Here is a 22,020-nt window from a genome sequence, read left to right on the forward strand (position 1 = left end):
AACCCCTACCGATGCGCGCGCGCCCATCCGTTCGACCTGGCGGTCGAGCAGATTGCTTGCGGGCTTATAGGTCGGGGCTTTGTGCGCCATGGTCCTCATCCTTCGGGAAACGGGCGATTACAGCGTTCGCCGAGCGGTGGGAAGGGACGATGGTGAAGATCAGCTGGGTGTGGCGCCGAGGTCACGGTCGCGGCGCCGGCCGTCGCTAGGCCCGTTCGGCCCGGTCCAGCTTGTCTTCCAGCCGGCGCAGCGCCGCCTTCAGCTCTTCCTGCTCGGCGTGGCTGAACTCGTTCTGATCCTTGACGCAGCGCGAGCAGATGTTGCCGATCAGCAGCGGCAGGATGAACAGCAGCGTCACGTGCATCAGCACCACGGCGACGACCCGGCCGCCGGTCGTGGCGGGGTATATGTCGCCGTAGCCGACGGTGGTGGCGGTGACGCAGGCCCACCACAGCGCATCGAGGAACGGCTTGTGCTCGAAGGCGGCGTAGGCGCCGGCCCCGGCCACGAGCAGCAGCGCATAGAGCGCCAGAAGTTCCTTGATGCTGTCGACGTATTTGAGCATGGGCCCCTCCCGAAAGAGGCTGACCTTAGCCAAGCCTCCCGGAACGGGTCCAGCGCCAACTCAATCCCTGGTCGTTCGTTTGGGTCAGATCGCGCTTCGGCCGGAGTGAAAACCTGGTCCTTCGACAAGCTCAGGATGAGGTTTTCTTACCGCCGAGCCTGCAAATGGTCCTCATCCTGAGCTTGTCGAAGGACCAGGGCCACGCACCGCCTTGAGGATCGATCCGCCTAGTGTTCGGCGGGCGGGGTCTGCTCGCCCGTCGACGCGGCCGGGCGCGCCTTCATGCGGGCCATGCCGGCTCTCAGCTCCTCCAGGGAGACCTTGCCGTCGCCGTCCGTGTCGGCCTGGGTGAAGCGCTTTTCCTTGCGGCCGGCGGCGATCCACTCGTCCTTGTCGATCCCGCCGTCGGCGTTCTTGTCCCAGGCCTTGAAGATCTTTTCGGGCGACGGCATCCGGGCCTGGGCCGAGCCGGCGGCGGCGAAGACGGCCAGCGTGGCCAGGGCGAGGGCGATGATCTTGCGGCGCATGGGTTTTCCTTGCAGGGACGTCCCCGGTGACGACCATCAACGGACGTTGCGGCTGTATTACGGCGTTAGCGCGACTGGCCGAAGGGCTTCGTCGGTTCGGACGTCTCGTCCGCCACCCAGCCCACGTGGGACCAGCCAGCGCCGCGGACGCGCTCCAGAACGGGCGAGAAGACGCCGTACTTCACCTCGCGTCCAGCGTGCAGCATGACGCGCTGGCCGGATCTGTCGGCCGTGGCGGCCTGGGCCTGGATGTCCCGGGGCAAGCCTTCCAAGCTGGACGGCCTGTCGTCCACGCGAAGGGATCCGTCCGGGGCGATGTAGACGTCGACCGTTTTGGGCTTGGCCGGGGGCGCGGCCGGCGGCAGGTCGACCTTGATCGACACCGTCGTCAACGGAAGGAACAGGCCCCAGACCACCAGCGCCAGGACGATGGACGCCAAGACCAGGCCCAGGATGCGCTTCCAGCCCACCGCCTAGTGCTTCCCGCGGTCGCGGCCGAAGTTCGGCTCGGCGCTTTCCTGGCCGGCGGCGACGATGCCGCGGCGGATGGCGCGGGTGCGGGTGAAGTGGGCGTGCAGGGTGTCGGCGTCGCCCCAGCGGATGGCGCGGCTCATGGCCTGCAGGTCCTCGGTGAACCGGCCCAGCATCTCCAGCACCGCGTCCTTGTTGGCCACGAAGATGTCGCGCCACATGGTCGGGTCGCTGGCGGCGATGCGGGTGAAGTCGCGGAAGCCCGAGGCCGAGAACTTGATCACCTCGCTCTCGGTGACGTTCTCCAGGTCGGCGGCGCTGCCGACGATGGTGTAGGCGATCAGGTGGGGCAGGTGGCTGACCACGGCCAGCACCAGGTCGTGGTGCTTGTCGTCCATCAGCTCGACCTGGGCGCCGAACGCCCGCCAGAAGGCGCTGAGCCGGGCGACGGCGGCGGCGTAGGCCTCGTCGTCGCTCTCGGCCGGGGTCAGGATGGTCCAGCGGTTCTCGAACAGCTCGGCGAAGCCGGCGTCGGGGCCCGACTGCTCGGTGCCGGCGATCGGGTGGCCGGGGATCACGAACACCTTGGACAGGTCGAGCGCCTTGAACGCCTCGACGACATTGGCCTTGGTCGAGCCGACGTCGGTCAGGGTGGCGCCCGGCTTCAGGTGCGGGGCCAGGGCGGCGGCGACCTCGGCCGTCGACAGCACCGGCGTGGCGATGACCACCAGGTCGGCGTCCTTCACGGCCTCGCCGATGTCGCCGGTCACGTGGTCGGCGATGCCCAGCTCGATCACCCGGGCGCGGTGCGCCTCGCTGGCGTCGGCGACGGTGACCTGGCCGACCACGCCGTGCTCGCGGGCCGCGCGGATGATCGAGCCGCCGATCAGGCCGCAGCCGATCACGGTCATCTTGGGGTAAAGAATGCCGGGGTGGCTCATCGCGAAACGAACTCGCGCAGCAGGTCGACCACGGCCCGGTTGTGCTCCTCCAGCCCCACGGTCACGCGGATGGCGTTGGGCAGGTTATAGTTGCCCACGGCGCGGACCAGGTAGCCCTTCGAGGCCAGGAACGCCTCGGCCTCGAGCGCGGTCTTGCCGGGCGTGGCGGGGAAGTTGATCAGCACGAAATTGGCCGCCGACGGGGTGACCTCCAGGCCCAGGCCGCCGATCTGCTGGGTCAGCCAGGCGCGCCACTGCTCGACCAGAGCGACCGAGCGCTGCTGGAAGTCCAAGTCGGCCAGGGCGGCGATGGCCGCGTCCTGGGCGGGGATCGAGGTGTTGAACGGCGGGCGGATGCGCTCCAGCGGTTCGATGATCCCGGCCGGTCCATAGCCCCAGCCCACGCGCAGGGCGGCTAGGCCGTGCAGCTTGGAGAAGGTGCGGGTGACGATGACGTTCTCGGCGTTGCGGGCCAGGTCCAGCCCGTCCTCGAAGCGCGGGTCGGTGCAGAACTCGGCATAGGCCCCGTCCAGCACCAGCACCACCGAGGGCGGCAGGGCCGCGTGCAGGGCGCGGATCTCCTCGCCGGTCAGCCAGGTGCCGGTCGGGTTGGCGGGGTTGGCGACGAACACCAGGCGGGTGCGCTCGTCCACGCACTTGACGATCTCGTCGACGGCGACGCGCTGGCCCGGCTCCTTGGCGAAGCGGACCTCGCCCTGGCAGGCGCGGGCCCCGATGGCGTAGGCGGCGAAGCCGTGCTCGCCCTGGACGATGTTGTCGCCGGGCTCCAGATAGACCTGGTTCAGCAGGGCGAAGATCTCGTCGCTGCCGTCGCCCAGGGTGATGCGCTCGACCTCCAGGCGGTAGTGGGCGGCGATGGCGGCGCGCAGGGCCGAGCCCTTGCCGTCCGGATACATATGCATCCGGTCGACCGCGTCGCGATAGGCGGCCTTGGCCTTGTCGCTGCTGCCCAGGATGTTCTCGTTGCTCGACAGCTTCACCGGATGGGCGACGCCCTCGATCTTCGACTTGCCGCCCACATAGGCGGCGATGTCGAGGATGCCCGGCTTGGGCGTGGGGCGCGGCGCGGCGAAGCGGTCGGTGGTCGGAGCGGTCATCGAGGGAACTCGGGTAGCGAAGAGGCGGTCTTCTTACACGGCGCCGGACCGTAACGTCTAACCCTTGGCCCGAAATCCTCGTCCTTCGACGGGCTCAGGATGAGGATTTCTATTCCGACCGGCCCATCTGTCGTCCTCATCCTGAGTTTGTCGAAGGACGAGGACGTCGCAGGCGCTACACGTCGAACTGGGTCGGCGCAGCCCCGATGACGCCGGTAAGGGAGCCCGGCGCGCGGGTCAGGCGCGCGTCGCCGGCCTGGTAGAAACCCAGCAGCGCGAACAGCTTCAGACCGCCGGCCTCGGCGACCAGCTCGGCGGCCACGCCGTCGGCGGACAGGGCCTCGATGATGGCGGCGGCGGCCTTAGGGCTGTCGGTGACCCAGAAGGTCTGGTCGCCGCCGGTCGGCTCGACCTCGACCTCGGCGACGGCGAAGGCGACCTGCGGGCCCCAGCGCTCCAGGCAGGGCAGGGCGGCGAAGATCTTCAGCCGCGGCTCGGCCAGCAGCCGGCCCCACCAGGCGTTGTCCGGGACCAGGCCCAGGACGCCCACGCCCCACGGGGTCTTGGCGGCGGCCAGGGCCTCCTTGTCGGTGGCGGCCACGGTCATCGGCGGGGCGACGCCGAACCGCAGGCGGGTCAGTTCGACGGCGCGGGCGGGGTTGGAGCCGCCCCAGACGGTCAGGTGATAGGGGCCCTGGCGGGCGAGGCTGTCGGCCATCAACTCGCGCCAGACGCGGATGACCAGAGCGTCGCTGGCGGCCTTGCGGGGGGCTTCGACCAGCTTGCGGACGATCAGGGCCTCGCGGCCGGGGCGCAGGCCGAAGCCGGTGTCGCCGGCCGCCTGCTTGGCGGCCGCCACGGCGCGCGCCAGGCCGGCCCGCTCGTCCAGCAGGGCCAGAAGCTCACCGTCGATGGCGTCGATACGCCATCGGACCTCGTCCAGCGAAGGCGTCGCGTCGCCTGCGTCGCTACCCATGATTTATCCCCAAAATTGGAGGCCGGACCATAGACTTTGCCGCCGGAGGCGCAATAGGGCGCGATGACGGGAATAAAGTTGCGTGGCGCCCTGTGCTGAATCCGCCCATTCCGGCGGATCTGATGGCCTCAATAGACCCGCGGCGCAGGCCCGGTGTCGAACAGGCCCAGGCGGGTGCGGCCGTTGTCGAACTTCAGGGTGGCCGACAGGGTCGGGTCGCGGCCCAGAGCCTGGGCGACCGCCGCGGCGGCGGCTTCCGGGCTTTTCAGCGCCTGGTCGGGCGAGGCGACCTCGCGCACCGTGACGTCCAGCGCGCCGCGCAGGCGGCCGTCGTCGTCGACGGTCAGCGCCCCGGACTTGGCGTCCAGCAGCGCCTCGCCCGCGGTCAGCCGGCCCTGCTGGACGGTCAGGGTCCCGCCGGCGTCGGACCAGTCGCCGACCGCGTCGGCCCAGCTGGCCCCGTGCAGGGCGCTGATCTTGCTGATCTTGGAGTCCCAGATCAGGTCGGCGGTGCGGTCCGCGGCGATGCGGCCCAGCAGGCCGGTGAAGCGGGCCTTGGCCCCCTTGGCCTCGAAGAAGATCGCGCCTTGGTCGTCGGGGCCGGGCCGCACGTGCAACTGCAGGCCCGCCGTCGACAGCAGGGGGAACGGGGCGGCGCCCGGCGCGGGCGTGAAGACCAGGTTCGCGCCCTCGATCGAGATGCGCGGCGGGTATTGCTTGAAGCCGGCGAAGCTGGCGCGCAGGGCCTGGCCGGTGATCTGCACGTCGCCATTGACTGGCCGGGTCATGACCACGCCCCGGGGCGCGACGATCACCCAGTGGCCGATGTCGTAGGCGTTGGCCTCGCCGTTCAGTTCCGGCGCCCGCACGGCCCAGCCCGACGGCTCGGCGACCCGGGCGTTGACCAGCCGCACGTCCATGCGGAACGGATAGCCGGTGAAGGTCCGGCTCTCCCACGACAGGTCGTAGCCGCGCGACTTCAGCGACAGGGCCGTGGCGTCCATCCGCTGCTCGGCCTGGCCGCGCAACCATAGCCAGGCGACGCTCCAGCCCAGGGCAACTATCAGCAGCAGCACGAAAGGCGCCAGCAGACCGCGACGCCGGGGCTTGCGGGACGGGGCGGCGGCGTTATGGGTCATGGAATGGGCGGCTCCGTCGGGAACAGTAGATGAGCGTTGCAGGCAGCGAAGACCGCTGGGTGTTCGGATATGGATCGCTGATGTGGCGGCCCGGGTTCCCGTTCATAGAGCGAAGAACCGCGGTGCTCCATGGCCGACGCCGCGCCTTCTGCATCTATTCGGTCCACCATCGGGGCACCTACGAGCGGCCGGGCCTGGTGCTGGGCCTGGCCCCCGGCGGCGCGGTGCGCGGCGTCGCCTACCGGGTGGCCGGGGCGCAGTGGCCGGAGGTCTACGCCTATCTGCGCGAGCGCGAGCAACCGACCGAGACCTATTTCGAGGCCTGGTCCGAGTTGAAGATCGATGGAAACGGCAAGGTTAGGTCGCTGGTGTTCCTCTCCGACAGGAAGCACGGCCAGTGGGCGGGGGCATTGACCCTGGAGCAGCAGGCCGAGCTGATCGCCGGCGCCCAGGGCCTGTCGGGCCGCAACATCGACTACCTGCGCGACCTGGTCATGCATCTGCGCGAGGACGGCGTGCGCGACCACGCCATGGAGACCCTGCTGAAGATGGTGGAGGCCCGGGAAGGGGCCTGAGCTCTCTTAGCGGATCGTTTCAGAACGCCGTCATCCCGGGCCTCGTGCCCGGGACCCCTCTGTCCGCCGCTGGTGCAGTGGGGGCGGTTCGCTGGCGAACCGCTGGCGTCTCACGTGGAAGCTGAACCAGGGGTCCCGGGCACAAGGCCCGGGATGACGGCGTGAAAAGGGATGACTCAATCTCCCGCCGCCCGCATCGCCTCCAGCCGCCGGTACACCGCGTCCAGCCGCCGTTCGCAGACTAAACGCAGCGCCGGGGTCGCCGCCTGTCGTTTGTCCAGTCCGTCGGGCGTAAAAGCCTGCTCGGGGGCCTTGGCGTCACGGACGGCGGCGGCGCGCATGCCCTGGAGCTCGGCGTCCGAGGGCGTCACCCCGAAGTGCGGCAGGATCTGCGTGAACAGCGCCTCAGGCAGCTGGCAGTAGTTGACCAGCCGGCCGCCGCCGACCGGATAATGCCGCACGGCGCCCTCGCACACCGCCGCCAGCACCCGCGCGCAGTAGTCCTCGTCGGGCACGCCGTCCGGTAGGTCGACGCCGAAGGTCGCCGGGGGAACCAGGCTGGGGACCATCTGCACGCCGCGCCGCCGGGCCTGCGAGACCATCACCTCGACGGGCTCGCGATAGAGGAACACCCAGGGCGTATGGGGAAAGGCGCGCCGGAACAGCGGCAGGTCGCGGCTGTGCCAGCAGTCGAGCTTGAGGAACAGCCGGGTCTCGCCGTTCCGCGCCTGGCCCAGGGCGGCCACCATGGCCCGCAGCAGGGCGGCCTTGGCGTCGCCGTCCAGGTCATCCCGCCGGGTGACGGCGTTGAGCGGCGCGGCCTCGGATACCACGACGTTGGCGGGCGAAGCGGCCAGCATCTGGGCCGCCAGGGTCGAGCCGCAGCGCGACATGTGGAAGATCAGGCCGGCCGGCTGCTGGGCGGCCAGGGCGGCGGACCAGGCCGCCAGGTCGCTCAGGGCGGTGCGCACGCCGAACAGCCGGCTGAACGGCAGGAAGCGTCGGCGGACCAGCGAGTCATCGTAGAACGGCTCGTCCAGCCGCCGCCGGCCAAAGCGCGTCCAGGTGATCGCGGGGCGACCGCCGACTTCGCTCACCTCGGCCGGCAGCCAGCCGGGCGTCGGCGTCAAGCCGTCGATGACGGGCGGCCGGGGCGAGGCGTAGAGCAGGTCGCGCACCGTCTCGGCGTCGAGATCGAGGCCTCGGGCCTGCGCCGCCTCGGCCGCGCGCTCGGCGAAGACCGTGAAGTCCTTGATGTCGCCCAGCGCGTCCTGCAAGGCGACGTCGCGCAGGACCAGGGCCCGCAGCGTCGTCAGAGGATCCGCAGTCGACGTCGTGGTCTCCAGCCTGGCCGGCATTGGGTCTCCCGTCGGGACTTGTGAGGCCGCTCGCGGCCCGATAGTGTCACTGGATGGCGTTCCCGGACAGATTGCAACTGCCGCTGAGCTTCGACCCGGCCCGGCTGGCCTGCGACCTCGACGCCCTGGCCGCCGCGCCCTGGACCGCCCACTACGTCCAGCAGAACTACGAGGGCGACTGGAGCGTGATCCCGCTGCGCTGCGCGGCGGGCGAGACCCACCCGATCCGGATGATCTATTCGGACCCGACCGCCACGGCCTTTGTCGACACGCCGATGCTGGCGGCCTGTTCCTACTTCCAGGACGTCATCGCCGCCTTCGTCTGCGAGGTGCGCGCCGTGCGGCTGATGCGGTTGGGGCCGGGTTCGGTGATTAAGGCGCATACGGACCTGGACCTGGACATCGAGTCCGGCGCGGCCCGCATCCATGTGCCGGTGGTCACCAATCCCGATGTCGATTTCCAGCTCAATGGCTCGCGGATCGAAATGGCGGCGGGCCAGGCCTGGTACCTGCGCCTCAGCGACCCTCACGCCGTGGCCAATCGCGGAGCCGGCGACCGCGTGCACCTGGTGCTGGACCTGATGGCGGACGACTGGCTGCGAGGGTTTTTCGAGCCTTCCGCCGGGGACATGCCCTTGCGGCGTGTCCCCTGACCGGGCGTCGAGCTGTCGATGGGGACATGCCGCAAGGGCATGTCCCCGACTCTACAGCCCCTCGTCCTCCAGGGCCTTGGTGGCGGTGTCGATCCGGGTCTGCAGCTCGCGCATGAATTCGCCGCGCTTGAGGCCGGCGGGGATCGGCGGCAGGTATTCGAAGACGATCGTGCCCGGCGGGCGCAGCCAGCCGCGCGGCCAGTGCACGCCGCAGTTCAGGGCCAGGGGCGTGACCGGCAGGTTCATCTCGCGGTACAGCGCCGCGATGCCGGGCTTGTAGTCGCCGGGGACGCCGACCTCGCCGCGCGTGCCTTCCGGGAAGATCACGACCTGGCGGGTCTCCCTCATGCGGTCGACCGCGTCGCGCACCAGCTTCTTCAGCGCCGCCGAATGGCCGTCCCGATCGACGACGATCATCCGGGCCTTCAGCCCGTGCCAGCCGAACAGCGGCACCATCAGCAATTCCTTCTTCATCACGAAGCAGGCGTCGGGCAGCAGGGCGAACTGGCTGAAGACGTCGAACATCGACTGGTGCTTGGCCGCCACCAGGGCCGGGCCGGTGGGCCGGTACGGCTCGCCGCGCACCTCGACCTTGATGTCGGCCAGCCAGCGCAGGGCCCAGATCAGGCCCTTGGACCAGGTCGACAGCGACCAGGTGTTGGCGCGGCGCGGCAGGGGGTAGGTGACGATCATGCCGATCGCCCAGACCACCGACCATAGCCAGAAGAACAGCTGGAACAGGAACGAGCGCAGATAGATCAAGAGGCTTCCTTCGCCGGTTTCGGATCGGCCTTGTCCTGGGGACCCAGCTTGAGGAACGCCTCGCGGCCCAGGATCGCCAGGTACTTGCAGTATTCCACGATCATCCGCCGCGCGCTCGTGCCGCCTTTCCACCAGCGGTGGGCGTTCAGGCTCTCGGTTACGACGGGGTAGGGGTGCAGGGTCACGTCGGGCATGGCCGCGTGCAGTTCCAGCATCGAGCGCGGCATGTGGTAGTCGGCCGTGACCACGATCAGGCTGTGATAGTCCTTGGCCTTGGCCCATTCGGCGCTTTCGCTGGCGTTGCCGATGGTGTCGGCGGCCGCGTAGCCCAGGTCGACGCAGCAGTCGTAGATCGGCCGCACCGCCTTGGTCACGCCCAGCACGTCGTCGCGCGAGGCCTCGCGGTTGACGCCCGAGATCAGCAGGCGCTTGCCCTTGCCGGCCTCCAGCAGCTTGGTCGCCTGTTCCAGCCGCACGTTCGAGGCCCCGGTCAGCACCACCACCCCGTCCGCCACGGGCGGTTCCTGGGCCGGGGTCGACTGGTCGACCCGGCTGGTGAAGGCCAGCAGGCCCACGAACCAGATCATCACCAGGATCAGCAGTGCGGCGAAGCTTTTCACGGCATGCCTCTCAACAGGCGCAGGGAGGCCGCGCGCGCGGCGATCCCGGCCACCAGCGCCGCCACCAGCGGGCAGGGCAGGGGCGCCAGGAGGTCGATCCAGGCCAGCGGCAGGACCGGCGTCAGGCCCTGGCCGCCCCCCACGAGCCGCGCCGCCGCCCCGATCATGGCCGCGCCCGCCCCGCCCAGCAAGCCGGCGAAGAAGGCCATGCCGGCGAAGCGGTTCTGGAACAGGTTGGCGATGAAGCCGTCCTCGGCTCCCGACAGGTGCAGCACCTCGACGATGTCATGACGCGCGGTCAGGGCGGCGCGGGTGGCGAACACGATCACGGCCCCCGCCGCCGTGGCGATCAAGCCGAACACGCCGATGGCCGCCCAGCCGGCCAGGCGCGCCGCGCGCTCGATGTCGGCGATCCAGCGGCTGTGGTCGTCGACCACGGCGTCGACATTGGCGTCCTTCAGGGCCTTGTTCAGCACCGCGGCCGTGGCGGGCGCCTTGGGGTCCAGGTCCAGGGTCACCAGGCGCGGCACGGGCAGGTCGGCGATCAGCGCTTCGCGGCCGATCCAGGGCTCGAGCAGGGCCTCGGCCTTGTCCTTGGACAGGGCGCGGGCCTCGGTCACGCCCTTGACGCCCGACAGGGTCTCGGCGGCGCGGGCGGCGGCGCTGTCGGGGCTCTCGCTGGCGCGGGGGCGGACCACCACCGTGGCCGAGCCGGTCAGCTGGGCGGTCCAGCCGGTGGCCGCGCGGGTCGAGGCCAGGGCCGCCAGGGCCGTCAGGCAGGCCAGGAAGCACAGCACCGCGACCACGAACACCAGCGAGCCGTCGCGGGCGTCGCGCGGCGGCAGCAGCTGTCCCGGCTTCCAGCGGGCGACGGAGAAGGCGCTCATGCCTCGTCCTCCGCGTCGTCCTCGTCGTCATAGCCCCGGTCATAGTCGGGCTCCGGCGACGTGTCGGCGACATCGACCAGGCGGCCGTTCTCCAGGTGCAGGGTCGGGCGGTTGGCGCGGGCGACCAGATCCTCGTCATGGGTGGCGATCAGCACCGTGGTGCCCAGGCGGTTCAGCTCGACGAACAGCCGCAGCAGGCGCAGCGACATGGCCGGATCGACATTGCCGGTCGGCTCGTCGGCCAGCAGCACGTCGGGACGGTCGACCACGGCGCGGGCGATGGCCAGGCGCTGCTTCTCGCCGCCCGAGAGGGTGGCCGGCAGGGCGTGCATGCGCTCGCCCAGCCCCACCCATTGCAGCAGCTCGGCCACGTCGTCGCGGTAGCTGGCCGGCTTGCGGCCGGCGATGCGCAGGGGCAGGGCGGCGTTGTCGAACACCGGCAGGTGGTCCAGCAGGCGAAAGTCCTGGAACACCACCCCGATCCGGCGGCGCACGAACGGCAGGTCCTCCGGCCGGGTCAGGCTGATGTCGCGGCCGAACAGCTCGACGCGGCCCCTTGACGCACGGTGGGCCAGGTAGATCAGCTTCAGAAGCGAACTCTTGCCCGCTCCCGACGGTCCGGTGAGGAAATGGAAAGACCCTGGGTGTAGGGTGAACCTGAGATCGCTGAGCGTTTCCGGCCCCCGTCCATACCGCATCGAGACCCCCTCGAAGCGCACGACGGGGACGGTGTCGCCATCCTGGACGTCTGCAGTGCGCAAGGGTGTGTCGCTGGGTCGTGTGGACATGGCTGGCAAAATCGGCGACCTCGTGTGTAGGAGCGGGGAGCGTCCGATTCGCGGCCATGATACTGACCTGTCCCGAGTGCGCCAGCCGCTATTTCGTCGATGACTCCAAGGTCGGCGCGGCTGGTCGTGTCGTGCGTTGCGCGGCCTGCGGGACCCGCTGGACGGCCCGCAACGAAGACGCCCTGGACCTGTTCGAAGAGCCCTCGGCCGCCGACCTGGCGGGCGAGCCGAACCTGACCGCCCTGGACGGCGCGGCCAATGCCGCCGATGATTTCGAGACCCCCGTCGACCAGCTGCCGGGCGAGGAACTGCCCAAGGTGTTCCGGGCCCGGGCCGACGCCGAGCGCCGCCTGAAGGCGGCCAAGACCACGGGTCTGGTCTGGGGCGGGATGGTCGTCGTCATGCTGCTGCTGCTGGGGGGTGCGTGGTTCAACAACATGAGCGTCGCCAAGCTGTGGCCAAGCACGGCGGGGGCCTACGCGTTCGTAAACCATCCCGTCAACACGGTCGGCCTGGTGGTCGAGGACCTGAAGGCCGAGCCCTCGATGCAGGACGGCCACGCCGCCATCACCGTCACCGGCGTCATTCGCAACATCACCGACCACGCCGTGACCACGCCGCCGCTGCGGGTGGCCCTGCTGAACAAGCACGAGAAGCGGGTGGCCGGAAAGCTGGCCGCCGCCGCCGATCCACTGATCCCGCCCAGCCAGACCCGGCACTTCTCGGTGACCCTGCTGGACCCGCCGCGCACCGCCAACACCCTGGAGATCGGCTTCGCCCTGGAGCCGGGCGCGGCCAAGCACGCCGGTCCGGCCGGCCATGTCGAGAAGGTCGCCAACCCGGAGGCCCCTTCGCTGCGGGGCGTCCAGGACCAGCCGGCCGAGCTGGCGGCGGGGGCGCCGCCGCCGATGGAAGACACGCAAGACACTGGACATGAGCCCCCGGGTCATGAGACCGGAGCGGTCGAACCGGCCCCGGCCGACCATCATTGACCCAGAAAACCTGACATGACCGATCGCGCCGCCCCCGAAGTCCTGATTTCCCAGGAAGAAATCGCCGAGCGGGTGGAAGCCCTGGCCCAGGTCATCGCCCCGCGCATCGACAACGACACCGTCGCCGTCTGCCTGCTGACCGGCGGTCTGTGGTTCGCCGCCGACCTGACCCGCGCCCTGTGGCGCGCCGGCCGCGACGTGCGTTTCGACGCCCTGTGGCTGGCCTCCTATCATGACGAGCGCAAGAGCTCGGGCCGTTGCGAGGTCCGCGCCGACCTGCAGCGCCCGCTGATCGGCCGCCGCGCTCTGGTGGTGGACGACGTGCTCGACACCGGCCTGTCGCTGGGCGAGGCCGCCCGCCTGGTCAAGGACGCCGGCGCCAGCGAGGTCCTGACCGCCGTCTTCGCTCGCAAGCCCTGGGACAAGCCGCGCATCGAGCCCGACTTCGTGGCCTGGGAAGCCCCGGCCCGCTACCTGGTCGGCTACGGCCTGGACGACGAGGGCAAGAGCCGCGGCCTGCCCTATATCGGGGCGATGGACTAGCGCAGCCAGTTCTCGATCGTCAGGCCTTCGATACGCGAGAACTCGCGCTCATTGTCGGTGACGAGAATGTGGTCGCTGGCCAGGGCGTGGGCGGCGATCAGCATGTCATTACCGCCGATCGGCTTGCCGGCCTTCTCCAGCTTTGTGCGAAGTTCGCCGTAGAGATGATCGGCTGGCGCTGTGAAGGGCAGGACTTCAATAGCTCCCAGAATGGTCTCGAGCTGGTGGGTCAGGCGCTCAGAGCCCTTCTTGGCCGCACCAAACTGAAGTTCTGCCGCCACTACAATGCTGGTTCGGACATGGCTCTCGCCGCACCGGCGGATTTGCTCGGCCACTCGGCCGGACGGGTTGCGAACCAAGTCCGACAGGATATTGGTGTCGAGCAGCCAACCCTGGCTCAAAGGTCGACGGGCTCCGGCTCAGGATCGTCGATCGCGCCGAAGTCGTCATCGATCGGCTGCAACGAAGCCAGGACCGCCAGCAAGGACCGCGGCGGGGCGGGTTCGAGGATCAGCCGGTCGCCGTCCTTGCGCAGGATCGCTTCGTCGCCAGGAAGCTCTAGCTCACGCGGAATCCGCACGGCCTGATTGCGGCCGTTGCGGAACAGCTTAACGTGCTTCTCATAGCCCATGGACGTATGCTCCGGCATAGGCCTTAGCATAGGCCAAATGGGCTCAAGCGCCAAACCCTGCCTAAACCCAGTCCGGCGTCACGTCCCGCGCCAGCATCTCCTCGTATGACGGCCGCGCGCGGATCACCGCGAACCGGTCGCCGTCGACCAGCACCTCGGGGACCAGGGGGCGGGTGTTGTACTCGCTGGCCATGGCCGCGCCGTAGGCCCCGGCCGACATGAAGGCCACCAGTTCGCCCGCCGCCAGCGGCGGCAACAGACGCTCACGGGTGAAAGTGTCGCCGGTCTCGCAGATCGGGCCGACCACGTCGTAGGTCGTCTCGCCGGCCCGTGGGATCACCGGGCGGATGTCGTGGAAGGCGTCGTACATGGCTGGGCGGATCAGGTCGTTCATCGCCGCGTCGATGACCAGGAAGCGCTTGCCCTCCGGCCGTTCGTGGACGTGGATCACCTCGCTGACCAGCACCCCGGCGTTGGCGGCGATCACCCGGCCGGGCTCGAAGGCCAGCTTGACGGGCAGGTCCTGGATCGCCTCGGCGACCATGACCGCGAACTCGGCCGGCGAGGGTGGTTCGGGCATGTCGAAATAGGGCACGCCCAGACCGCCGCCCAGGTCCAGGCGCTCGACGTGCAGGCCTTCGCCCAGCAGTTGCTCGACCAGGCCCCGCATCTTGGCGAAGGCCGCCCGCATCGGCGTCAGGTCGGTGATCTGGCTGCCGATGTGGCAGGCCACGCCGATCGGCTCAAGATGGGCGTGGTTGCTGGCGTTGGCGTAGAGGCGGGCGGCCTCGGCGAACGACACTCCGAACTTGTTCTCGGACTTGCCGGTGGCGATCTTGGCGTGGCCGCCGGCCGCGACGTCGGGATTGACCCGGAACGCCACCTTGGCCTTGACACCCAACTCGGCGGCGACTTCGGCGATCAGGTTCAGCTCGGGCTCGGACTCGACGTTGATCTCGGCCACGCCGGCCCGCAGCGCGAAGGCGATCTCGCCGCGCTTCTTGCCCACGCCCGAAAATACGATCCGCTCGCCGGGGATGCCGGCGGCCAGGGCGCGGCGCACCTCGCCCTCCGACACCGTGTCGGCCCCGGCCCCCAGTTCGCCCAGCACCTTCAGCACCGCGACATTGGAATTGGCCTTCACCGCATAGGCGACCAGCGGATCGACGATCCCGGCGCCGACCAGGGCGTCGCGGAACACCGTGAAGTGCCGCTCCAGGGTGGCGCGGGAATAGACATAGACCGGCGTGCCGACCTCGGCCGCGATGCGCGCCAGCGGGACGCCTTCGCAGGCCAGGCCCTCGGGGCCGTATTCGAAATGGTTCACGTTGAATGCTTTCTAGGCGGCTTTCGCCGATGCGCCTTGCGTCCTTCGAGGCCCTCCTGCGGAGGGCGCCTCAGGATGAGGAACGCTGTACTGAATTCCTCATCCTGAGGTGCGAGCCTCAGGCGAGCCTCGAAGGACGCATGCGGTGGTCAGTTGCCCTGGGCGCTGGGGAAGCCGGCGCCGGAGGGGCCGCCGAACGGGTCGTGCGTGCCGGCCAGCGGCGCGGCCCGGGTCGTGCGGTTGCTCGAGGCCGGGTCGATGTTCTCCTGCGTGCCGTTGGCGCGGGCGGGCTGGTTGGCGGTGGCCGAGCCCTTGCGCCGTTCGGCCTCGTAGGCGGCCTTCTTCTGAGCGTTCCACAGCGGCGCGGGACGCTCCAGCTCGGCCTGCTTGCCGCAGGCGGCCGCCGACAGGGCCACGGCGGCCAGGACGACGAGGGTGAGAGGGCGACGGATCATCCGAGCAGTTCCTTCCAACGCGCGATCTGGGCGCGAACCTGGGCGGGAGCGGTCCCGCCATAACTCATCCGGCTGGCCGCCGAGGCGGCCGGGGTCAGCACGGCGTAGACCGCGTCGGTGATCCGCGGCTCGATGGCCTGGAACTCCGCCAGCGACAGCTGCGCCAGGTCGAGACCCCGCGTCTCCGCCGCCTTGACGGCCGAGCCTGTCACGTGGTGGGCGTCACGGAAAGGCATGTTCAGCTCGCGGACCAGCCAGTCGGCCAGGTCCGTGGCCGTCGAGAAGCCCGCGCCGGCGGCGGCGGCCATCTTCTCGGTGTTCGGCGTCAGGTCCGACACCATGCCGGCCATGGCCAGCAGGCTCAGTTCGAGCGCGTCGAAGGCCTCGAAGGTCGGGACCTTGTCCTCCTGCATGTCCTTGGAATAGGCCAGCGGCAGGCCTTTCATGACCACGGTCAGGGTGGTCAGCGAGCCCAGGATGCGGCCGACCTTGGCGCGGATCAGCTCGGCGGCGTCGGGGTTCTTCTTCTGCGGCATGATCGAGCTGCCGGTGGTGAAGGCGTCGGTCAGCTTGATGAAGCCGAACATCGGCGTCGTCCACAGCACGATCTCCTCGGCCAGGCGCGACAGGTGGGTGGCGGTGATCGAGGCGGCCGACAGGGCCTCCAGGGCGAAGTCGCGGGCCGAGACGCTGTCCAGCGAATTGGCGGTCGGCCGATCGAAGCCCAGGCTGGCCGCGGTCTGGTGGCGGTCGATCGGGAACGGCGAGCCGGCCAGGGCCGCGGCGCCCAGCGGGCACTCGTTCATCCGGGCCCGAGCGTCGCGGAAGCGGCCGGCGTCGCGGCCGAACATCTCGACATAGGCCATCAGGTGGTGGCCGAAGGTCACCGGCTGGGCCGGCTGCAGGTGGGTGAAGCCCGGCATCAGGGCGTCGGCGTGGGCCTCGGCCTGGGCGACCAGCGCCTTTTGCAAAGCTTCCAGCTGGGCTGCAGAACGATCGCAGGCCTCGCGCACCCACAGGCGGAAGTCGACGGCCACCTGGTCGTTGCGCGAGCGGGCGGTGTGCAGCCGGCCGGCCGTCGGGCCGATCAGCTCGCGCAGCCGCGCTTCGATGTTCATGTGGATGTCTTCGTATTCGTCGCGGAACGGGAAGGCCCCGGCGACGATCTCGCCCTCGACCGCGTCGAGCCCCTTGAGGATTTCCTCGCCGTCCTCCCTTGCAATCACGCCTTGGCTGATCAACATCCGCGCATGGGCGCGGGAGCCCGCCAAGTCCTGCGCCCACAGGCGCTTGTCGAAGCCGATGCTGACATTGATCGCCTGCATCAGCTCCGCCGGCTTGGCCGAGAACCTGCCGCCCCACATGGCTTGGCCCTGGCCGTTCGCGGCGGGCTTATCAGAGGCGTTGTCGGTCATATGAGCGAATTCCAGTCGGACAGGGAAGAAGCCGCGCGCAAGCTCGGCCCGCTGAAGTGGGTGATCGGCGCCGTTCTGCTGATCGGCGTCGCGGCGGTTCTATACGTCATCGCTCAGGCTTCGTTCAAACCCGCAGGCGTGGTCGACCTCAAGGAATTCAAGAAAGCGTCCTTAGAGAAGCTGGACGTGCCGGCCCAGCCGCGCGCCGCGCCGCTGACGGTGTTCACCGATGGGGCTGGCAAGGAACTGACCCTGGCCGATTTCAAGGGCCAGGTGGTGGTCATGAACCTGTGGGCCACCTGGTGCGCGCCGTGCAAGAAGGAGATGCCGACGCTGGCCAAGCTGCAGGCGTCTTACGCGACCCAGCCGCTGAAGGTGCTGCCGATCAGCGTCGACAAGGACGTCGACCTGAACCTCGTCCAGGCCGAGATGGCCGCCAACCCGCCGCTGCAGGTCTATCGCGACAAGAACTACAAGATGTCGTTCGACCTGGAGCCGCGCGCCGCCGGCTATCCGACAACGGTCGTCTACGACAAGCAGGGTCGCGAGCGGGCACGGATGTCGGGCGAGGCCGACTGGTCCAGCCCCGAGGCCCGCGCCCTGGTCGAGGCCCTCCTGCGCGAGCATTGACGCCCCGGGTTGAAAAGAAACGCGGCGCATGTCGAAGGATATCGCTGTTTTTTGAATTGACCCCTCAACGATCGCGTGTCCACTCTGGCCTGCAATCCTGGATTTGGGCTGCCAACGCTACCCGGACGACTGAGATTGTTACCCGCCCGTTTGTCCGGGCATTGGCTCGGCATCTCTAGGAGACACGCCATGGCGACCGGCGTAGTGAAATGGTTCAACGGTACCAAGGGCTTCGGCTTCATCCAGCCCGATGACGGCGGCAAGGACGTGTTCGTCCACATCAGCGCCGTCGAACGCGCGGGCCTGCGCAGCCTGGACGAAGGCCAGAAGGTCAGCTTCGACACCGCCGAGGAGCGCGGCAAGATCGCGGCGGCCAACCTGAAGCCGCTCTAGGCTTACAGCCTTCGTTTGATACGCGAGCTTCGCGGGCGTCGGTTCCAACGAGCCGGCGCCCGTCCGCTATGGGGCGCCGTCTGCTATGGAAGACCCATGACCGTCGATCCCCGCCTTCTCGAAATCGTCGCCGACCGCGCCTGGCCGGCCCGCCAGAGCGGGGCGCTGGGCGGCTGGCGGCTGAACGCCTCGGACGGCTGGTCGCTGCGGATCAACGCCTGTTGGCCCCTGGGCGAGCCCGACCGGCCGATCGACGAGGCCATCGCCGCGGCCGAGGCCTTCTACGCAGGGCGCGGCCTGCCCGCCCGCTTCAAGCTGTCGGACGGGGCGGTGGTCCCGGCCAACCTGTCCGAGCACCTGCGGGCCCGCGGCTACCGGCCCACCCACGGCACGGTGGTGATGGTGGGCGAGGCCTCCGGTGCGATCGCGGGCGCGACGGACGCGGCCGTGACCCTGTCCGACGCGCCGGATCCGGCCTTCGAGGCGGTGCTGACCGCCAGCGCCGCCGGCAACGCCGCCGACGCCCGCGAGCGCCTGGACGCCCTGGCCCGCATCCCCGCGCCAGCCCGCTTCGCACGGCTGGAGGTCGACGGCGAGGTCGCGTGCCTGGGGGCGACGGCGGTCGACGGCGAGTGGGCGGGGATCTTCGGCATGCGCACCCTGCCGGGCCACCGTCGCAAGGGCCTGGCCCGCCGGATCCTGGCGGCCCTGCTGGGCGAGGCCCAGGCGCTGGGCGCTCGCCGCGCCTACCTTCAGGTCGAGGCTGACAACGCTCCGGCCATCGGGCTCTACAGCGGCCTGGGGTTCGTGCCGGCCTATGGCTATCGGTATTGGGTGGTGGAGTAGGAGGGCGGGGACGCGCGTTCCTTCCGGATAGCTCAGTCGCGCCAATCAGATCCTGCCCTGTGGGGGAGGTGTCGGCGAAGCCGACGGTGGGGGGAGTGATCGGCAGGTGACCACAATCCGGATCGTCGATCCCAACACTCCCCCCACCGGCCTTCGACCGCCTCCCCCACGGGGGAGGACCATCCAACGGCGTCCGTAGGGGGCAAGTGATCCTGCTAGTTCAGGTCGAACTCGAACCGGTCGTGCTCGGGATGCAGGCAGCTCTGGTCGATCGGGGCGGTCGGGTCGGCCAGGAAGCCGCGGATCATCTTGCGGGCGCAGGCGCTGCCGCGCGAGACGCCGTGGGTGGTGTTGGGGACGATGCTCAGCTGGCCCTTGGGGAAGCGGCCGACGGCGGCCTTGGCCACGGCGGGCGGGCAGCCGGGGTCGATCTCGGCGGCCAGGAACAGGGTGGGGATCGGGCTGGAGATCGGCTGGGCCTCGACGGGATCCGGCGCGCCGACCGGATAGGCCTGGCAGACCTGGAACAGGCGGTCGAACGACTTCTCGGCCAGACGGCTGACCGGGTCGCGCTGGGCGCCCTTGCGGGTCGCCTCCCGGCTCTCGAACGGCAGCTCCTCCTTGCACAGGTGGGTGAAGAACTGGGCCTCGCGATAGCCCGCCCCGGCCCGGGTGTCGTCCAGGGCCGACAGGTCGCCGGCCGCGAACCTGGCCGCGGTGGCGGGCAGGGCGCGGGCGTCGGGGCCGCTGTAGGCGGCGTCCATCAGGAAACCACCCAGCAGGTCGGCGGTGTAGGTCTGGCCGTTCTGGACCACCGGCCCGGCCAGCAGCTTGGCCGCCACGCCATCCAGGTCGGCGCCGGGGTGCGGATATTTGGCGTTGCAGGCGGCGTCCTCGGCGCAGCGTTTGAAGATCACCTTCACCGCGTCCGAAATCATCTCCGGTCCGCCCTGCGCCCACTTGGCCTCCGGCGTCCAGGGCGAGTCCAGCACCACGGCGCGCACGCCGGTCGGGTCGTGCCTGACCACGTCCAGGGCGATGCGGGTGCCGTAGGAAACGCCGAACAGGTCGACCTGCTTGAGGCCCAGGGTCTTGCGCAGGTCCTGGATGTCCTTGACCACCTCCTCGGCGTTATAGCGCGACAGGTCGACGCCGGAGGCCTTCAGGCGCCGGCCGCAGGCGATCAGCTGCTGGGCGGCCGCGTCGCTCAGCGGACCCGCGTCGTTCAGGGCCACGCCGCCGCAGTCGAGGGTCGGCGAGGCCACCCCGCCGCCGCGCTGGTCGAAATAGATCCAGTCCTGGTCGACGGCGATCAATTCGCGGCCGGGCACGCCGCGCAGGGAGCGGCCGAGAGTCTCGACCACCCCGCCGCCGGGGCCGCCGTGCAGGTAGATCACCGGGACCGCGCCGGGCCGGGGGGCGCTGGCCTTGACGATGGTCACCGGCAGGGCGACGCGGCGCGGGCTCGGCCCGCCCCGGGTCTCGTCGACGGTGAGCGTTCCGCACTGGATCTGGTTGGCCACGCCCGAATAGTCGCCCGCGCACGGGCCGGGCGTGAACTTCGGCTCGGCGGCCTGGGCGGCGCCGACGGCCAGGGCGAGGGCGGCGAAGGCGCCGGAAACGGCGGCGCCCCAGATCATCTTACGCATGTGAGTCCCATGGTGCTGAGGCTGGCAGTGAGCACGGCGGCGGGGAGGGGGCAAGGGCGGCCGAGGAGCGCGGCGCCGCCGCCTCAGTGGAAAGGATGGCGGGACACCCGGTCATAGGCCTGGCGCTTTACGGCGGCCCGGATGGCGCACCAAATCCCCGCCAGCAGACAAACGCCCCCGATGATCGCGCCGTTGACCCAGAACTGGATCGAAAAGCCGTGGCTTCCCCCGCGGGATGCGACCAGGAGGTGGACCAGGACGGGCGCGCCCATCACGCCGGCCGCGCCGCCCACGCCCTTGAGGAAGGCGACCCACGGGGCGTCCGGTTCCTTGAGTATCCGCCCCAACGCCCTTGTCCCGTAGCGGCCTTCCAGAGCCCGACCTTAGGCGGCGGAGAGCGGCCAGGCAACGCCACGCGCCTCCGGAACGGCGCCGGCCTGAAAAAGACGCGGGACTATCAACAAGTTTACAAAACAAACAAGTTGATCCATGGTGCGGCCATCGCAACGAAGCCCGGCCATGCACGCGCCTCTGAAGTCCCTTCAAACCGTCATCCCGGCGGACGTCTCGGCCCGCAACGCGCCGGTCGGCGCCGTGCGCGCCTTCCTGACCCTGCTGGTCGTCGCCCACCACGCGGTGCTGACCTACCACCCGTACGCGCCGGCCCCGAAGGCCTTCGCGGCCCCGCCGATCCTGTGGACCGCCTTTCCGGTGGTGGACCCGCAGCGGTTCGGAGGCTTCAGCCTGCTGACCCTGGTCAACGACCTGTTCTTCATGTCGCTGATGTTCCTGGTCTCGGGCCTGTTCGTCGCCGGCAGCCTCCGGGCCAAGGGCGCGGGCGGGTTCCTGCGGGGACGGGCGCTGCGGCTGGGCGCGCCGTTCGTGGTCGGGGCCGGGCTGCTGGCGCCCCTGGCCTATTATCCCGCCTGGCTGCAGTCGGGCGGCGCGCCGTCCCTGGCCGCCTATGCCAAGGCCTGGACCCACCTGCCGTTCTGGCCCAGCGGCCCGGCCTGGTTCCTGTGGGTGCTGTTGGCCTTCGCCGCGGTCGCCGCGGCGCTGGACCGCCTGTTTCCGGCCCTGGTCCCGGCGCTGGGCCGCTGGACCCAGGGCGCCGCCCGGCGGCCCGGCCGCGCTTTCCTGGTCCTGATCTCCGCCAGCGCCCTGGCCTATGTCCCGCTGAACATGGCGCTGCCGTTCGGCCACTGGACGATGGCGGGGCCGTTCCTGGTCCAGACCGGCCGCATCGGCCACTACCTGGTCTATTTCCTGGCCGGCCTGGCGTGCGGCGCGGCGGGCGTCGGCCAGGGCCTGACCGATCCGCAAGGGGCCCTGGCCCGCCGCTGGTGGGTTTGGCAGATCCTGCCGCTGCCGGCGGTGGCCGCGGCGGTCGCCACGTTCATCATCGCCTTCTCGCCCAACCCGCCGCCCAAGCCGGTGCTGGACGTGGCCGGCGGCCTGGCCTTCGTCCTGGCCTGCGCCAGCCTGTCGTTCGCGGTGCTGGCGGTGTTCCTGCGCTTCGTCCGCAAGACCGGTCCGGTCGGCGCCAGCCTGCAGGCCAACGCCTACGGCGTTTACCTGACCCACTACGTCTTCACCGCCTGGCTCTCGTGGCTGCTGCTGCCCCAGGTCTGGGGCGGGCTGGCCAAGGGGCTTACGGTGTTCGGCGGGGCGATGGCGCTCAGCTGGCTGACGACCATGGCGCTGCGCCGCATGCCGCTGTTGGGACGAATCCTATGACCGGCCATGATGCCGCAACGAA

General features: G+C 70.1%; 27 protein-coding genes and 1 pseudogene. 8 read left to right on the forward strand and 20 right to left on the reverse strand.

The window, feature by feature from the left end:
* Positions 1 to 205: 205 nt before the first annotated feature.
* The 7 genes from G3M57_RS27725 to G3M57_RS07600 form a co-directional block, all read right to left on the reverse strand.
* Entirely contained in the window at positions 206 to 565 is a 360-nt protein-coding gene (locus G3M57_RS27725) for a potassium channel family protein (RefSeq protein WP_056757166.1), read from the reverse strand.
* Positions 566 to 792: 227 nt separating this feature from the next.
* The gene (locus G3M57_RS07575; RefSeq protein ID WP_163229763.1) at positions 793 to 1,092 is read right to left on the reverse strand and encodes an EF-hand domain-containing protein; all 300 of its coding nucleotides are present in this window, start codon (positions 1,090 to 1,092) and stop codon (positions 793 to 795) included.
* 65 nt (positions 1,093 to 1,157) lie between these two features.
* On the reverse strand, positions 1,158 to 1,562 hold the full coding sequence (locus tag G3M57_RS07580; protein WP_163229765.1) for an ExbD/TolR family protein: 405 nt from the start codon (positions 1,560 to 1,562) through the stop codon (positions 1,158 to 1,160).
* Between the two features lie 3 nt (positions 1,563 to 1,565).
* Positions 1,566 to 2,504, reverse strand: a complete 939-nt coding sequence (locus G3M57_RS07585; protein ID WP_163229767.1) for a prephenate/arogenate dehydrogenase family protein — start codon at positions 2,502 to 2,504, stop codon at positions 1,566 to 1,568.
* On the reverse strand, positions 2,501 to 3,622 hold the full coding sequence (hisC, locus tag G3M57_RS07590) for a histidinol-phosphate transaminase (RefSeq protein ID WP_056757153.1): 1,122 nt from the start codon (positions 3,620 to 3,622) through the stop codon (positions 2,501 to 2,503). The genes G3M57_RS07585 and hisC overlap by 4 nt, the downstream gene beginning before the upstream one ends.
* A gap of 175 nt (positions 3,623 to 3,797) precedes the next feature.
* Entirely contained in the window at positions 3,798 to 4,598 is an 801-nt protein-coding gene (locus G3M57_RS07595; protein WP_163229769.1) for a chorismate mutase, read from the reverse strand.
* 128 nt (positions 4,599 to 4,726) lie between these two features.
* Positions 4,727 to 5,737: a DUF2125 domain-containing protein gene (locus tag G3M57_RS07600; RefSeq protein WP_056757146.1), complete on the reverse strand. Its 1,011-nt coding sequence runs from the start codon at positions 5,735 to 5,737 to the stop codon at positions 4,727 to 4,729.
* Between the two features lie 29 nt (positions 5,738 to 5,766).
* Here G3M57_RS07600 and G3M57_RS07605 point away from each other — a divergent pair, with 29 nt between their 5' ends.
* Entirely contained in the window at positions 5,767 to 6,312 is a 546-nt protein-coding gene (locus tag G3M57_RS07605; protein WP_056757143.1) for a gamma-glutamylcyclotransferase, read from the forward strand.
* A 176-nt stretch (positions 6,313 to 6,488) separates the two neighbouring features.
* On the opposite strand, the gene G3M57_RS07610 is transcribed toward G3M57_RS07605, so the two are convergent.
* Positions 6,489 to 7,670 carry a sulfotransferase family protein gene (locus G3M57_RS07610; RefSeq protein ID WP_163229771.1) on the reverse strand — a complete coding sequence of 394 codons (1,182 nt, stop codon included), beginning with the start codon at positions 7,668 to 7,670 and terminating at the stop codon, positions 6,489 to 6,491.
* Between the two features lie 53 nt (positions 7,671 to 7,723).
* Here G3M57_RS07610 and G3M57_RS07615 point away from each other — a divergent pair, with 53 nt between their 5' ends.
* Entirely contained in the window at positions 7,724 to 8,323 is a 600-nt protein-coding gene (locus G3M57_RS07615) for an aspartyl/asparaginyl beta-hydroxylase domain-containing protein (RefSeq protein ID WP_163229772.1), read from the forward strand.
* A gap of 51 nt (positions 8,324 to 8,374) precedes the next feature.
* Here G3M57_RS07615 and G3M57_RS07620 read toward each other — a convergent pair whose 3' ends face one another.
* The 4 genes from G3M57_RS07620 to ftsE are packed head-to-tail and all read right to left on the reverse strand — an operon-like array spanning position 8,375 to position 11,380.
* A complete protein-coding gene (locus G3M57_RS07620; RefSeq protein ID WP_056757134.1) occupies positions 8,375 to 9,085 on the reverse strand; it encodes a lysophospholipid acyltransferase family protein in 711 nt (236 codons plus the stop codon).
* Positions 9,082 to 9,705 carry a YdcF family protein gene (locus G3M57_RS07625; RefSeq protein ID WP_056757130.1) on the reverse strand — a complete coding sequence of 208 codons (624 nt, stop codon included), beginning with the start codon at positions 9,703 to 9,705 and terminating at the stop codon, positions 9,082 to 9,084. Before G3M57_RS07625 ends, G3M57_RS07620 begins: the two co-directional genes overlap by 4 nt.
* The gene (locus tag G3M57_RS07630; protein ID WP_056757128.1) at positions 9,702 to 10,592 is read right to left on the reverse strand and encodes a cell division protein FtsX; all 891 of its coding nucleotides are present in this window, start codon (positions 10,590 to 10,592) and stop codon (positions 9,702 to 9,704) included. Before G3M57_RS07630 ends, G3M57_RS07625 begins: the two co-directional genes overlap by 4 nt.
* The gene (gene ftsE, locus G3M57_RS07635) at positions 10,589 to 11,380 is read right to left on the reverse strand and encodes a cell division ATP-binding protein FtsE (protein ID WP_230983977.1); all 792 of its coding nucleotides are present in this window, start codon (positions 11,378 to 11,380) and stop codon (positions 10,589 to 10,591) included. The genes G3M57_RS07630 and ftsE overlap by 4 nt, the downstream gene beginning before the upstream one ends.
* A gap of 56 nt (positions 11,381 to 11,436) precedes the next feature.
* On the opposite strand from ftsE, the gene G3M57_RS07640 reads away from it, so the two are divergent.
* Positions 11,437 to 12,372: an MJ0042-type zinc finger domain-containing protein gene (locus tag G3M57_RS07640; RefSeq protein ID WP_163229774.1), complete on the forward strand. Its 936-nt coding sequence runs from the start codon at positions 11,437 to 11,439 to the stop codon at positions 12,370 to 12,372.
* Positions 12,373 to 12,387: 15 nt separating this feature from the next.
* A complete protein-coding gene (locus tag G3M57_RS07645; protein WP_056757121.1) occupies positions 12,388 to 12,915 on the forward strand; it encodes a phosphoribosyltransferase in 528 nt (175 codons plus the stop codon).
* On the opposite strand, the gene G3M57_RS07650 is transcribed toward G3M57_RS07645, so the two are convergent.
* From G3M57_RS07650 to argH, 6 genes and pseudogenes are all read right to left on the reverse strand, one after another.
* Complete coding sequence (locus tag G3M57_RS07650) at positions 12,912 to 13,316, reverse strand: type II toxin-antitoxin system VapC family toxin (RefSeq protein WP_163229776.1); 405 nt, start codon at positions 13,314 to 13,316, stop codon at positions 12,912 to 12,914. The two genes, G3M57_RS07645 and G3M57_RS07650, sit on opposite strands and share 4 nt — an antisense overlap.
* Positions 13,313 to 13,546, reverse strand: a complete 234-nt coding sequence (locus tag G3M57_RS07655) for an antitoxin (RefSeq protein ID WP_056757115.1) — start codon at positions 13,544 to 13,546, stop codon at positions 13,313 to 13,315. Before G3M57_RS07655 ends, G3M57_RS07650 begins: the two co-directional genes overlap by 4 nt.
* Positions 13,547 to 13,607: 61 nt before the next feature.
* Complete coding sequence (lysA, locus tag G3M57_RS07660) at positions 13,608 to 14,873, reverse strand: diaminopimelate decarboxylase (RefSeq protein WP_056757112.1); 1,266 nt, start codon at positions 14,871 to 14,873, stop codon at positions 13,608 to 13,610.
* Positions 14,874 to 14,895: 22 nt separating this feature from the next.
* Positions 14,896 to 14,995, reverse strand: a pseudogene (locus tag G3M57_RS27920) (hypothetical protein); the annotation flags it as partial.
* Between the two features lie 27 nt (positions 14,996 to 15,022).
* Positions 15,023 to 15,328 (reverse strand): hypothetical protein, encoded by a 306-nt coding sequence (locus tag G3M57_RS07665; protein WP_162251643.1) that lies wholly within the window; start codon positions 15,326 to 15,328, stop codon positions 15,023 to 15,025.
* Positions 15,325 to 16,743, reverse strand: coding sequence for an argininosuccinate lyase (argH, locus tag G3M57_RS07670; RefSeq protein ID WP_163229778.1), 1,419 nt, complete (start codon positions 16,741 to 16,743; stop codon positions 15,325 to 15,327). The genes G3M57_RS07665 and argH overlap by 4 nt, the downstream gene beginning before the upstream one ends.
* Here argH and G3M57_RS07675 point away from each other — a divergent pair, their 5' ends adjacent.
* From G3M57_RS07675 to G3M57_RS07685, 3 genes are all read left to right on the forward strand, one after another.
* Complete coding sequence (locus tag G3M57_RS07675; protein ID WP_163229780.1) at positions 16,744 to 17,373, forward strand: TlpA family protein disulfide reductase; 630 nt, start codon at positions 16,744 to 16,746, stop codon at positions 17,371 to 17,373.
* Positions 17,374 to 17,562: 189 nt separating this feature from the next.
* A complete protein-coding gene (locus G3M57_RS07680; RefSeq protein ID WP_007668086.1) occupies positions 17,563 to 17,766 on the forward strand; it encodes a cold-shock protein in 204 nt (67 codons plus the stop codon).
* Between the two features lie 96 nt (positions 17,767 to 17,862).
* Positions 17,863 to 18,612 (forward strand): GNAT family N-acetyltransferase, encoded by a 750-nt coding sequence (locus tag G3M57_RS07685; RefSeq protein ID WP_163229782.1) that lies wholly within the window; start codon positions 17,863 to 17,865, stop codon positions 18,610 to 18,612.
* A gap of 215 nt (positions 18,613 to 18,827) precedes the next feature.
* Here G3M57_RS07685 and G3M57_RS07690 read toward each other — a convergent pair whose 3' ends face one another.
* Both G3M57_RS07690 and G3M57_RS07695 read right to left on the reverse strand, forming a co-directional pair.
* Positions 18,828 to 20,261, reverse strand: coding sequence for an alpha/beta hydrolase (locus G3M57_RS07690; protein WP_163229783.1), 1,434 nt, complete (start codon positions 20,259 to 20,261; stop codon positions 18,828 to 18,830).
* Positions 20,262 to 20,344: 83 nt separating this feature from the next.
* Positions 20,345 to 20,608: a hypothetical protein gene (locus tag G3M57_RS07695; RefSeq protein WP_163229785.1), complete on the reverse strand. Its 264-nt coding sequence runs from the start codon at positions 20,606 to 20,608 to the stop codon at positions 20,345 to 20,347.
* Between the two features lie 172 nt (positions 20,609 to 20,780).
* On the opposite strand from G3M57_RS07695, the gene G3M57_RS07700 reads away from it, so the two are divergent.
* Positions 20,781 to 21,998, forward strand: a complete 1,218-nt coding sequence (locus G3M57_RS07700; protein ID WP_230983976.1) for an acyltransferase family protein — start codon at positions 20,781 to 20,783, stop codon at positions 21,996 to 21,998.
* Positions 21,999 to 22,020: the final 22 nt, after the last annotated feature.

It is taken from the genome of Caulobacter rhizosphaerae (genome assembly GCF_010977555.1).
GTDB classification, from domain to species: domain Bacteria; phylum Pseudomonadota; class Alphaproteobacteria; order Caulobacterales; family Caulobacteraceae; genus Caulobacter; species Caulobacter rhizosphaerae.